This is a genomic window from Yoonia sp. I 8.24 (assembly GCF_022096995.1).
Classification (GTDB): Bacteria; Pseudomonadota; Alphaproteobacteria; order Rhodobacterales; family Rhodobacteraceae; genus Yoonia.
Genome location: NZ_JACXGQ010000009.1, coordinates 53,056 through 65,351, shown reverse-complemented (window position 1 = coordinate 65,351; position 12,296 = coordinate 53,056). Strand labels below are relative to the sequence as shown.

Annotated in this window: 11 protein-coding genes; 3 read left to right on the top strand and 8 right to left on the bottom strand. The window is 55.4% G+C overall.

What is annotated here, in order from left to right; translation table 11 throughout:
• The first annotated feature begins 1 nt into the window (after position 1).
• On the top strand, positions 2–457 hold the full coding sequence (locus Yoon_RS15945) for a hypothetical protein (RefSeq protein ID WP_238113552.1): 456 nt from the start codon (positions 2–4) through the stop codon (positions 455–457).
• A gap of 19 nt (positions 458–476) precedes the next feature.
• On the opposite strand, the gene Yoon_RS15940 is transcribed toward Yoon_RS15945, so the two are convergent.
• Genes Yoon_RS15940 through Yoon_RS15930 form a run of 3 tightly spaced genes read right to left on the bottom strand, consistent with a single transcriptional unit; the run spans position 477 to position 2,233 of the window.
• Complete coding sequence (locus tag Yoon_RS15940) at positions 477–656, bottom strand: Trm112 family protein (RefSeq protein ID WP_238113550.1); 180 nt, start codon at positions 654–656, stop codon at positions 477–479.
• On the bottom strand, positions 653–1,294 hold the full coding sequence (locus Yoon_RS15935; RefSeq protein WP_238113549.1) for an LON peptidase substrate-binding domain-containing protein: 642 nt from the start codon (positions 1,292–1,294) through the stop codon (positions 653–655). The genes Yoon_RS15940 and Yoon_RS15935 overlap by 4 nt, the downstream gene beginning before the upstream one ends.
• 27 nt (positions 1,295–1,321) lie before the next feature.
• Positions 1,322–2,233 carry a co-chaperone YbbN gene (locus Yoon_RS15930; protein ID WP_238113548.1) on the bottom strand — a complete coding sequence of 304 codons (912 nt, stop codon included), beginning with the start codon at positions 2,231–2,233 and terminating at the stop codon, positions 1,322–1,324.
• 119 nt (positions 2,234–2,352) lie between these two features.
• On the opposite strand from Yoon_RS15930, the gene Yoon_RS15925 reads away from it, so the two are divergent.
• A complete protein-coding gene (locus Yoon_RS15925; RefSeq protein WP_370642193.1) occupies positions 2,353–2,832 on the top strand; it encodes an NUDIX hydrolase in 480 nt (159 codons plus the stop codon).
• Here the strand turns inward: Yoon_RS15925 and Yoon_RS15920 are convergent.
• On the bottom strand, positions 2,781–3,515 hold the full coding sequence (locus Yoon_RS15920) for a phosphodiester glycosidase family protein (protein WP_238113546.1): 735 nt from the start codon (positions 3,513–3,515) through the stop codon (positions 2,781–2,783). The two genes, Yoon_RS15925 and Yoon_RS15920, sit on opposite strands and share 52 nt — an antisense overlap.
• Complete coding sequence (rbfA, locus tag Yoon_RS15915; protein ID WP_113774986.1) at positions 3,515–3,910, bottom strand: 30S ribosome-binding factor RbfA; 396 nt, start codon at positions 3,908–3,910, stop codon at positions 3,515–3,517. Before rbfA ends, Yoon_RS15920 begins: the two co-directional genes overlap by 1 nt.
• A gap of 97 nt (positions 3,911–4,007) precedes the next feature.
• Here rbfA and dapB point away from each other — a divergent pair, with 97 nt between their 5' ends.
• On the top strand, positions 4,008–4,817 hold the full coding sequence (gene dapB, locus Yoon_RS15910; RefSeq protein WP_238113544.1) for a 4-hydroxy-tetrahydrodipicolinate reductase: 810 nt from the start codon (positions 4,008–4,010) through the stop codon (positions 4,815–4,817).
• A gap of 149 nt (positions 4,818–4,966) precedes the next feature.
• Here the strand turns inward: dapB and Yoon_RS15905 are convergent, their stop codons facing one another.
• The 3 genes from Yoon_RS15905 to Yoon_RS15895 form a co-directional block, all read right to left on the bottom strand.
• Positions 4,967–6,082 carry a Hint domain-containing protein gene (locus Yoon_RS15905; protein WP_238113542.1) on the bottom strand — a complete coding sequence of 372 codons (1,116 nt, stop codon included), beginning with the start codon at positions 6,080–6,082 and terminating at the stop codon, positions 4,967–4,969.
• Positions 6,083–6,208: 126 nt separating this feature from the next.
• Positions 6,209–10,465: a translocation/assembly module TamB domain-containing protein gene (locus Yoon_RS15900; protein WP_238113540.1), complete on the bottom strand. Its 4,257-nt coding sequence runs from the start codon at positions 10,463–10,465 to the stop codon at positions 6,209–6,211.
• Positions 10,462–12,237 carry an autotransporter assembly complex family protein gene (locus tag Yoon_RS15895; protein WP_370642192.1) on the bottom strand — a complete coding sequence of 592 codons (1,776 nt, stop codon included), beginning with the start codon at positions 12,235–12,237 and terminating at the stop codon, positions 10,462–10,464. The genes Yoon_RS15900 and Yoon_RS15895 overlap by 4 nt, the downstream gene beginning before the upstream one ends.
• Positions 12,238–12,296: the final 59 nt, after the last annotated feature.

Below are 12,296 nucleotides of genomic sequence, written 5' to 3'. Positions count from 1 at the left end.
CGTGGCGTACGATGTCATCGATTTGGCTGAAGCAAATCGGCGGCTGGAACAGCTGATCATCGGGAATTGGGTTATCGGGTTTACGACTGGCGATACCTGGACGCTGCGGTTAGGAAGAAATAACTATTATCTTCATTTCAATGGAATGTTTTCTAACAAGATAAAACCCTTAGTGAAGACCTTACAGTCAGACCATCCGGACCTAATGGATCATTCAGATCAAGATAGCATTGCTTGGACTACGATATGGGCAGCCATGATTTATCGACCAATCATCTCGGCAACGATAAACGCCGGTGCAGAGATAGCACTTAGGTTCGAAGGCGGCACCGACATCATTATTGCAACAAATACTGAAATCGTCGACTGGCAATGGAGCATCGGTAAGGAGAATAAGATTCCTTACATGACGCAAGCAGATATCGCCTGTTTTGAGCGAGGTGAGATTAGTGGCTGATCAGTTCGATAGCGAACGATCAATCCAGCTTACGCGCTTCATCGACCAACATCACCGGTATGCCATTGCGGATAGGAAATGCGAGATGTGCGTTTTTTGACACCAGCTCTTGTTTTTCCGCGTCATATTCCAGCGTGGCTTGGGTCATTGGGCAAACCAAAGCCTCGAGCATTTTGGGGTCAAATTCTGTTTCGTTCATTGTAAAATCTCGTCGCCTGATCCGCCACGCAGGGCGAATTGGATTAAGGTTGTCAGGGTTTCGCGGCGGGTAGACAGCGATGGTGCCTCTAGCAGGGCTTGCTTGTCTTCGGGTGCGAACGGGCAAAGCATCGCAAGCGAATTGATTAGCAATTCATCATCGGCCTCGCCCAGACTGTCCCAATCGGTTGACAGGCCTTTGTCTTCAAAAAAGCGGCCAAGCATTTTAAGGAACGGGTCACGGTCAAAATCAGGGTCTTTTTCGGCGACACCAAGATCGCGTTCAAATCCGCCCCAATTCACGTTGCAACGCCGGTAAGGTGTAAACCCGTCAACCTCTTGCGTGATCCGAAACCGCGACACGCCAGTGAGCGTAATCATATAGCGCCCATCGTCGGTTTCCGTGAATGTCGTGATTCGGCCCGCACAGCCAATCGCGTGTAACCGACTGCTATCGTCCGGGCGCGCATAGGGCTGCACCATGCCAATCAGCCGATGCTGCGTCTTAAGCACATCATCCAGCATCGCCAGATAGCGCGGCTCAAACAATTGCAACGGCAAACGCGCGCGCGGCAAAAGCAGCGCCCCCGGTAAAGGGAACACTGGCACAACATCTGGCAGGTCAGCGATTGGTATCATGACAGATAGCCTAGGCTGATCCGACGCCTATGCAAATATCAATGATGATAATTTGCGCCGCCCGTTTAGGACAATTGGATCTTTTGCGTCGCGCGCATCAAAAATTGTGAACAATTGCGTCTTGGCCGCGCCGTCATTCCATTCACGATCACGGCGGAACAATTCCAAAAGCTGGTCAATAGCCGCTTCGACATCGCCATTGGCATGCAGCGCGATCGCCAGATCAAGCCGCGCCTGATGATTATCTGGGTCAGCTTCGATTGCAGCCTGCAATTCGGTGACAGGTCCCGCATTCGCAGCCTCACGCGCAAGTGTGATTTGCGCGTGCACCGCTTCGAGCAGTGGATCCGTTGAGATTTCAGCAGGGGCGCCGTTCAAAATAGCCTCGGCCTGATCGATATCGTCCAGCGCAAGATAAGACCGCACAAGCCCTGCATAGGCGGGTGCGCTATTGGGTTCTTCTTGCAAGATCGCGGCAAAGGTTTCGGCGGCGTCAGCGACCTCGCCTTCTTCCAACATCAATTCCGCCGCTTCAATCGCCGCAGACAGGCCTTCGGGTTCTGGATCACCTGCAAGGGCTGCAATTTTTTCTACAAATGCGTCAATCTCAGAGGGTGGCAGCGCGCCTTGGAAGCCATCAACAGGGCGCCCTTGAAAGAAAGCATAAACTGTCGGGATCGATTGCACCTGTAATTGCCCGGCATAGGCTTGGTTCGCGTCCACGTCGATCTTGACCAGTTTAACCCGACCACCAGCCTTGGTCACGGCGGCCTCGATCGCAGGGCCCAGCGTTTTACACGGGCCGCACCAAGGTGCCCAGAAATCCACGATCACGGGAACGGTTTGTGAGGCTTCAATAACGTCGGCAGCAAATGAGGCGTCAGTAGCGTCTTTGATCAGATCAGCGGGGGGTTGTGGTGTCGTATCCAATTCCAGCATGGTCCGTCTCCTTATTCAATTTTCCCTGCATATATGTGCGTTCTGACGCGCTAGGCCAAGAGGGAATGACACTTTACCGCAACGCATCACCCACTTAGCTTGTGGGTATGGAAAAAACAGTGGCCACTTGCGCGGATGGGAACCCAAAGAAACCACGGCTCGCTGCGATAGCGGTGGTTTTGCGTGGCGACCAAATTTTGCTGGCACGGCGCAAGAACGCGCCGGATGCCGGGCTTTGGGGGTTTCCGGGTGGGCATGTTGATTTTGGCGAAACGGCATTGGACGCGGCCGCGCGTGAATTGCTTGAGGAAACCGGTGTTGTGGCGACCCCTGACCGCTACATTACGAACCTAGATATTATCGTGCGCGACACTAATGGAACAATCACCCATCATTTTTTGCTAGCTTCTGTCTTGTGTCACTACGTATCGGGCACCCCATCCGCATCGGACGACGTCAGTGACGCGCGTTGGTTTGACGTCGAAACCATCGAATCTTTAGAAACAAGCGCCGACGTGCCGCAAATCATCGCGCAGGCACAGGCCATCTATTCAGGGTCTGGGATCTGTTCAACGACGCCCACAATCGGCCCCAGTTGAAACCCAAAGTCAGAGCGCCGCAGGTCAGGCGCATAGAGACGTGACACCTTACCGTCGAAATATAATGCGTCAGGGGTTTGCAAAAAATCGCGGAAAAAACTGCCGAATTCGTGAAATGTAACGGCATTATTTGAAATCGCGAATATCGCGCGCGCGCCATCCGCAGTGGTTCCTACCCCGTTGCGGACATAGCGCGATGTGCTGTCGATCAGGAAACGCGGGTGTAACGCCCCGGCAATCACCAGCATTGGGCCAGATTGCGTGGCGTCGCGACAGGCGGGGGCGTTTTCTATAAAACTCAGGGTCTCGTAGACTTGGGCGGACCCATCATTGACGCAAAAAACACCGTTGGGCAGCAGCCCAAAATTGCCGGGCCCCGCATTTGGCACGATACGCATCTCTTCAACACCGTTTTCGACATAATGCCCAACTGGTGCACGGTCGTCATGGTACATCCCAGCGTTCATCGCAAAGACAAGGGTTTCGTCGGGAATGGAATTATCCACGGCCGAGAACCCGCCCAGAATTTCGCCCGCATCGTCGCGCAAAAACAGGCGCAGATCTTCTTTGACAGCATCGACTTCGCAGGTCGTGTAGCTGTTTCCTTTGTAATCCACATCCGCGCAAGTGACCGCCGCCACAGGGGACGCAATCCACAACAGTGCGAATATAAGCCCGCGCATTAGTCGTCGATATCCTGACGCACATGGCTTTCCGCCAACAACGCGCGTGTCGCGTCCATCTGATCGAAGGTGCCGTCGATTTCGAACCGCAGTTCGGGCGCGAATTTCATCGTTCCGCCCTTCACCACTAGATGGCGGATTTCATAGCGGTTGCGACGCATCGCAGCGAGCGCCTCTTCTTTGCCATCCCCCCCAAGCGGTAGAATAAATGCCGTTGCAATGCTGAGGTCCGGTGTCATCCGGACTTCGCCCACGGTGATGGACATGCGGTTCAATTCAGGGTCATGCACGTCGCCGCGTTGCAGGACCTCTGACAGGATTCGGCGAAACTGTTCGCCCACGCGCAACATACGTTGTGTGGGTGCCTTGCCGTCGCGATTTGATTTCTTTGCCATGCCCCACATTTAGGCCTGTTCTGCGCCAATGCCAAGCAAGCCTTTGCACAGACGGCGATCCCCAGCTAAGAGAGGGGTAATCGCGAAGGAAAAGACCATGACACAGACACCAGGCATCGTCATCACAGGCGGATCAGGCGCAATGGGCCAGATGTTGATCAAAACCGTACTGGAATCAGACAAATGCCACCTGGCAGGTGTCGTGGATCGCGCGGGTCACGATTGGATCGGCCGCGATATTGGGGCCGCGATGGGCGGGGCTGATGTTGGTGTGGTCGTGACCGATGATACCGAAACTGCGTTTTCCGACGCGCAAGCGGTCATCGATTTCTCAGCACCTGCGGCAAGCGTTGCGTTTTCGAGGCTCGCGGCCAAAGCGGGCATTACCCATGTGATCGGCACGACCGGGCTAACGGATGAAGACATAACCGCAATCAATGTTGCCGCGCAAGATACGGTCGTTGTGCGCGCAGGCAACATGTCGTTGGGTGTGAACCTTTTGGTCAAGCTGACCCAGAAAGTCGCCGCCGCACTTGATGAAGATTTTGACATTGAGATCATTGAGGCCCACCACCACCGCAAAGTTGATGCCCCGTCTGGCACGGCATTGATGTTGGGCGAGGCCGCCGCCGAAGGGCGCGGCGTGGAATTAAACGACGTGCGCGACAGCGGGCGCGATGGGATCACAGGCGCACGTACACGCGGCGATATCGGGTTCAGCGCAATCCGAGGCGGCGATATCGTGGGCGAACATGACGTGATGTTTGCAGCCCCCGGCGAACGCATCGTGCTGCGCCACCTCGCAACGGACCGCGCGATCTTTGCACGCGGCGCGCTTAAGGCCGCACTATGGGGCCAAGGCAAAGCACCCGGCGCTTATGATATGATGGATGTTTTAGGGCTGTAGGGTCGCCCCCATCAATAGACAAAATCGTGTAATAAAAATTCAAACCTGAGCCTGCGCGCGTCGTCGGCCAAATCTGAGGGTCAGAGCAAAGATCTAATTGGCGAATGGGAGACGTCTACAAAAGCTTGATGAGATGATTGTGTCCCATATCAGGTCGGCGGTCGCAGCATCTCCGCAACGACAGTTGCCTCCCATTGCTTGAGAGTAATGTAGTCTGCCTGAGGCGCTTGACCTAACCCGGGAAACAGCGCTTCTAATTCTTCGATCTGACCGTTGTCCATCGCTTCTAGAGCTTGATCGCCGGGAAAGAAGCTTTCTGTCGGTATGCCGTTAGCAAAGATGATTTCGTGCCGATCAAAAAGGAGATGAAAATATTCGATGCCCGTGCAGGCACGGTCTCGAAACACATTTTCAACGTAGCCGCAAAGGTGTTTCGCTTTGACAAGACAGGCCGCGCTGTCAGTGATGAGATCGACAGCTTGGCCCTCGATAAGCAATTGATGTTGGGGCGAGACGTGCAAGTCGGTTCTCGGAAGGTCTTTACCCAAGGCTCCGGATTTGATGCAAATCGGCGTGATAGCCGGGTTTGTCGCAAAATCAGACTGGTTGAGAGCCCGGGAATATTTCCATCGCAACGGCTGCAGCCCGTTGTCCCGCGTGACGACTAAGTCATCAACACAAAGATCCTCAATCAAAACAGGACCACGCGCCGTTTCTATTTCTGCGCCATTCCCAATACAAACTGCACTGCCAACGGTGAGTGTGCCATCGAGGCGGTTCCCTTCATTATCAAACTGGATTGAAGTGCCACCTGGTGAAGCCGAGATGTTAACCGAAGTCGCGCCATCAGCGAGCCCTTCCGTCGCCGTGATTGCGGTCGTGCCACCACCAATATCAAAAAAGCTGATTGGCTCAGTCAGCGTACTGTCGGTCAGCGCAATTGCTTCGGCGTTGCCAGCGCCCCCGCCATTGGGGTCGGTTGTGACAGTATCAAAAGAATAGACGTAAAGACCAGTAACGGGATCAATGACCGGCGTAATGCTGGCAAGGTTGAACGTGTCGATGACAGTTCCATCTAGGTTATATGTGGTAAGGTCAAAATCCGCCGCACGTGCTGCTTCATCCGCTGTCAGTGAGACCTCAACAAATTCCGAAACGCCACTGCTAGATGCATAGCTGTTTTGGTAGTGAATTTCGGAGATGAAAGCCATATTATTTCCTTTTCCCAAGGAAGTCGTGGTGAGCTGGACACCTTGTCCATCCAATCTTTACAGCAGGCATTCGCCGCGATCCAGAAAAATGGCTGCATGGGCTCTCTTAAGACTTTCGCTGCATCACGCGCGGAAGTTCGGTTTCATCGAGGTATCGGTCCCGGCAAAGACGCTCAGGCTTTAATAATCCCGCTCAAAGAACACACCAACGCTGGTTTCTCCATCCTGATCGACGCTGCCTTTGGCTGTGATTTCATCTGTGACATCAAGGTTGATGTTGATCTCGGTGCTGCCGTCGCTGGTGACGGTGACGTCTGTGTAAACATTGTCGCTGAGGTATTTGCCCGCGCGCACGGCGGCGTTGCCGTCGTCATCCGTTGTGACATCAAAATCATCAAGCCCGATGTTTTGCCGTAACCGGTCCACGGCCCCGCCCCCCTTGCCCGCAAGCGTGCTGATCGCCGAGGCAAGTTGCACCGCTTGCAGGGGGCTGATGCTTTGCAGATCGCGGCCAAAGATAAGCTGCGACAGGACTTCGTCTTGGGGTAGTTCTGGCACAGATTCAAATGTGACTTCGGGCGCATCAGCAGACCCTTCAACGATGATATTGATCGTGGTGCCGCTATCCGTTTCGGTCGTCGCAACCAAGCGCAGGTATGGATCAAAATCACCCTGCATCGTGGCGCTACCTTCGGTCAGGTCGAACCGTTGCTGCAAAATATCAATGCGTCCACGCACCAGCTCAAACCGCCCAACAGGCACGACATTCGCCGTGGTCCCCCCGATGGTCAACTGGCCGCCAAGTTCCGCATCAAGCCCACGACCCCGGATAAATATCCGCGAGGGCGCATCAACCACAACGTTCAACGGATAAGCGCGCGACGTGCTACTGCCCCCGCCACTGGATTCGGCTGTTTGTCCAACACCCGCGCGCAACATCGTTTGCTGGACAGCGCTGTCAACGTTCAGATGCACGACATCTGGAAGATCACCCAGTGAACTAACGCTGGATGAGGGGACCTGAATATCCGTTTGCCCAAGCGTCAAAAGCCCCGCGATCCGCGCGCCGCCATCAAGCCCTCCGTTCAAGGTAATTTGCCCGTTCACAACAGTTGAATACAGTTCGGGATCCTGTTGCACCACGTCATTGAACGCAAGCGTCAGATCAGCCTGTTTTGTACCCGTCAGCCCCACAGGACCGCGGATCGTCAGATCGCCGCCACCTTCGACGCCCGCGCGCAGATCGAACTGCGCGGCTGTGCCTGTCAGGCTAATCTGCCCGCCGATACCTGACAACGCTTGCTTTAGCGTTGGTGCGGTCAACCGCCCATCGGCAAAAGTCACGTTGCCACTAACCGATGTCAGCGCTGGCGGTCCATTCACCCCAATGTCAAAATTCGCAGTACCGCTAAGTCGCCGTGGATCAATCGCAGCATTCGCAAGTGCAAGCGGCGCGGCCCCCGTAATGGTTAGGGCCATATCCAAAGACTGCGTCGTCTGGCCACTGATATCGGCTTGCAGCCCGCCGGGGCCTGTTCCTGTCGCATCGATACCCCAATTGCCATCCGCATCCAATGACGCCGATCCGGTCGCGCGCACGGGGCCGCTGATCTGATCCGTCAACACGCCCACGTCACGCAAACTGGCGTTAAACCGCCCTTGGCCATAGCCAGACGCGCCATTAAGCGCCCCAACGATCGATATCTGCGGGGTTGATAGCTCTAGGGTCCGCACAGCCAAAACCCCATCAGCCAGGCCAACTGTCGCATTCACACGACCAACCCCGGTGATTAACGGGTCAACCGTTGGGTTTGCGATGCTCAGGTCTTCGCTCCGCGCTGTGATATTCAGATCGAACTGACTTAGGTCAGGCAGTAAATCACCCGAAGCAGTGACCGTGGCACCCCCTGAAATGGGCTGTCCAATCAGCGTAGCAAAGGCGCCAAGCTCTGCAACTTCTGCATTGAGTTCGCCTGAAATAGCAAAGCTGCTGGCGGCTGTGCCGATAGCAGCATCCAACCCAATTGTCGCACCCGAACCCGACAATTGTATCACGGCCTGCGTTGTTTCATCTGCACTGGGTTCGGCTGTCGCTGTTAAATTCATTGGCCCAGAGAGGCTCGGATCAAGCAAGGCCGCATCATACAAACGTAGATCAACATCAGCCTGCGCGGGGCCGTTCATATCCAGATCGGCCGCGCCGCGTAATGCAAAGGCGGGCGTCGTCACCACCATATCCGATAGTGAAACCTTGCCCGCCGCAGGGCGCGCCACAGCGGCTGTAAACCGCCCCGCGCCTTTTAACAGCGGATCAATACGCGCAATGCCTGTGGTTACGTCTTGGGTCTGCCCCGCAATGTCGACATCAAAGCGCAGCTGATCGCTTAGCAGAACGCCGCTGGTTGTGAAATTGGCCTGCCCCGAAATAGGCTGCCCGGCCAGCGCGGCATAGCGTGACAAGTCGATCACGCTTGCTGTCAGCTCTGCGTTAACTGTTTGCCCGGTTTCAGCGGGATTTAGCGTCGCCTCTCCTGCAAATGTTGCCGCAGGGCCGGTGCCGTTTACCGAAATGCCCGTCACACCATCTGCTGAGCGCGTAACATCACCCGCGACGGATACTGGGCCATTTAAATCAGGCAAGACCACGGCAATTTCGGCGACGCGCGCCGTGAATTGCGCGACTGAGCCACCGCTGGTCAGATCTGCCGACGCCGTCACGGTTGCCGCTGGTGTTTGAATGCGCAAACTCTCAAGCCGAGTGCCCGCCTCGTCGCGGACAGCGCTTGCCGCAAGCGTTCCGGTGCCTGCAAAAACGGCGTCTGCTTCTGGCACACCCACCGAAAGATCGAATGTTTGACCTGCAAGCGCTAGATCGAACAACCCGTCAAGTGGCGTGATATCGGCATCAAGGTCGAATGCAGCGCTGCCCCCCAACTCTTGTCCGATCAAGGTCGAAAACCGTTCCAACCCGGTGACTTCAACACGCGCAGAACCCGTTGTCTGAAGCCCTGATTTCGGACCATCAATGATTGCGTTGGCATCAATATCAATCCCCGCCCCACGCAACGAAAGCTGACTGATGCGCATCGGTTCATGTTCCGTCCGGGCGGCAGTGAACAGACCTTCAACACTGTCACCAAGGGCGCGCGCGGCGCCGGCATCGTCAAGCCCAACACCGGTTGCGCCATAGGCAAGGTTCGCGGTGACTTGGCCAATCAGATCGCCTTCGCCCGGTTGCAAAATACCACCGCCGCGCAGGCTGAGCGTTTCAATCTGTAGGCCGGGACGATCAAACCCTGTGGCGGAAATATCCGCGCGCCAGTCATCGGCCAAATCCGCATCATAGCTAATCGCGATTTGCGCGCCGTTCACATAGGTCTTTGGGCCAGACAACGGAAGCAACACGGGCTCATCCGCAAGTGGGGTAATCGCACCGGTCAGGTCGATCAGCTCTGGCCAGCCTTGGGTACCGATGTACAATGCACCATTCAGGGTGACGCGGCCTGCGTCAATCGTCACGGCGGGAATATCAATGCGACCCGTATCGGATAGCACAGCCACAGCCGATAATTGCGCATCCGTGCCAAAAAAATCTTGGTATTCGGGGTTGAACAGCGGCGAAATATCGCCCCCAACATCAAGAGAAATCCGTTGTTCGCCATCTGCGTTCAGTAATTCAAAATCACCGCTTAGCCGGTCCTGACCATCCGTTGCGATTGCAATCGTCGCGGCATAATCGTCAATTGGCGCATTCCCCGCGATCCCCATTTTAATCGCGGGGCGACCGGGTAAATCAAGGATACGCCCAATGATCCCATCTTCGCTTTCTTCCAGATTCAAAAGCAGATCAAGCACGCGGGTTTCATTTGAATAACCGCCGTTAATTTCAAAGACGCCCGGCTTGTTGCCAAGGCGGGTTGCCACAATTTTTGCCGTACCCTCACCACCACCCAGCGATGCGTCACCTGTCAGGCTAACGGTGATTTCTTCTCCCAAAAACGCTTCGCCAAGCAAGATTTCAGCGATATCAAGCTGATCAAGTGTAATCGAAACGGGCAGTTCAGGCAGCGCGAATGAGCTGGCCTCTGCGCTTGGGGTGTCCGCATCTTCGGACACTGGCGGGCGGGCGACAATGATGCGCGCGGCGCTCAGCTCTTGCACATCAATGGCACCGCGCAGCAACGCGCTTCGGTTCCAGATTAGCACGATATCTTCAAGCGTCAGCCAAACCCCATCTGCATCGGCCACCGTCAGCACATCAATTGTCGCGTTTGAGCTAAGCGCGCCTTCAAAACCAATGATGCTGACGTCCCGGCTAACTCCAGATAGATTTTCTTCAATCAGATTAGTCAGATAACCTTTGTCTTCTTCCTCTTGGGTTTGCGCCAAAGCGGAAAGGGGGAAAAGCAAGCAAAGAAGCGCAAAAATATGTTTCAAAACGCTTGTCCAATTCCGATATAAACCTGCACATCTTCGCCGGCGTCGTCGCCGCTCGCTTGGGTCGCGATATCTAGCCGGATCGGCCCAATCCCCGTATCATAACGCAACCCAATTCCAGCGCCTGCATGCCAATCACCATTTTCAAGCGGCACAGCCGTATCGCCCACTTGGCCAATATCATAGAATCCCACAAGCGATATTTTTTCGCGGATCACATAGCGCGCCTCTAGCTGTGCACCGGCAAAAGACGTGCCGCCCGTGGTCACGAATTCACTGCCGTTCCATGTTTCAACGCCTAAGTTTTTATATGATTGACCGCGCACGGTCCCGCCGCCGCCAGAATAAAACAGATAATCAGCGGGCGCTTCTGTCGTATCCGCGCCTGCGACACTGCCGATCTGCAAACGCCCCGCGAGCGTGAGCTGCTGTTCTTCGCCAAAGCTGATGTAACCGCGCGCATCGCCATAAGTCCGCGCACCAGCCAGATCATCATCAAGGCTAATGAATGGGGTGACCGATAGGTCTAGATAATAGCCCGATTTCGCGTTGGTGTCATTGTCACGGCGGTCATAGGTCGCGTCTAACGGCAGCGTAAATAGCGTGTAGTCGCGCGTGCCCAGTTCCGTTTCTTCATGCGCTGTTAATAGGCCGACACCTGCCCGCACCGTCAGTTCATCGCTCAAGATTCGCGAAAACCCAACATCGACCTCGAACTTATCGACCAGATAGTCGGGTTCGTCTTCGCGCGACAATTCTGATGTGATAAAGAAGTCCGTGTCCGCACCAAAGGTCGCGGGCCGGGTGAAGCTCGTGTTTATGCTATAATCGGTGCCACCAGTTTCACCGTTAATGCCAGCAATTTCAGTATCCACCCGAAATCGTTCCGCCCCGCCTAGTAGATTGCGATGTAGCCAAAACGACGAAACCGTCAGCCCTTCAATCGAGGACATCTCAAGCCCGAAACCAAAGCGACGCGGCTTGGATTCGTCCAGCTGCACGGTCATCGGCAAGATGTTTCCATCAATCAAATCATCCGCTTGGGTCATTGCAACGCTGTCAAACGCACCCGCACGCCGCAATCGGGTTTCGGCTGCCGCGATCTCGGACGGGGCGTAAACATCGCCCGATGGCAACCCCGCGATCTGCAAGATGCGTGCGCGACTGACGTCTTCGTTTCCGGTCACGGCCAAATCACCAAAATACACTATAGGACCGGGGTCCAGCGCAACTGTGATGTCCAGTTTGTCATCTGCGTGGCGCGCCGTGATCTGTTGGGATGTGACCCGTGCAGTGGCGTAGCCCTGATCACGCCAGCTATTGATACTGCCGGATACGGCCCCTGAAATTTCGCCAGATCTCGCAGGTTGGCGCGGCCCTAAATCTTGGGGCAATTCGGTGCCCGTCGGCAACGGCGATATCGCCACCTCGCCAAATGTAAATCGCGGCCCGGGAACAACGTTAATCACCACTTCTGTGATAGCAGAAGGGGCTGACAGCGGCGCGATGTTCGACGCCTCGACCCCATCGACGGTGATCGAAATCTGGCCACCATAATACCCTTGGGCATAAAGCGCGGTTAAAAGCCTGCGATAGTCAGCACGGGCGGCCGCAATATAATCTTGGGGCACAGCCGTATCATCAAGTGCGCGCAGCAATGACGTATCGTCCAGCACGCTGCGCGCCTCATCGCTGATCAGCCGCACGTCTTGGGCACTCGCCGCACTCGCCGCACAAAGAAAAGCCATAATTAGCCGTCTAAAACTGGTCACGCGCCGTCCCCTGCCCAACATTACATTTGTTGCAATCAACAGTAACCAAGCCGCAAGGC

Coding starts and splice junctions, on each gene's coding strand:
- Yoon_RS15940 (WP_238113550.1), bottom strand. CDS start 656: ATGAACGAAACAGAATTTGACCCCAAAATGCTCGAGGCTTTGGTTTGC.
- Yoon_RS15935 (WP_238113549.1), bottom strand. CDS start 1,294: ATGATACCAATCGCTGACCTGCCAGATGTTGTGCCAGTGTTCCCTTTA.
- Yoon_RS15930 (WP_238113548.1), bottom strand. CDS start 2,233: ATGCTGGAATTGGATACGACACCACAACCCCCCGCTGATCTGATCAAA.
- Yoon_RS15920 (WP_238113546.1), bottom strand. CDS start 3,515: ATGCGCGGGCTTATATTCGCACTGTTGTGGATTGCGTCCCCTGTGGCG.
- rbfA (WP_113774986.1), bottom strand. CDS start 3,910: ATGGCAAAGAAATCAAATCGCGACGGCAAGGCACCCACACAACGTATG.
- dapB (WP_238113544.1), top strand. CDS start 4,008: ATGACACAGACACCAGGCATCGTCATCACAGGCGGATCAGGCGCAATG.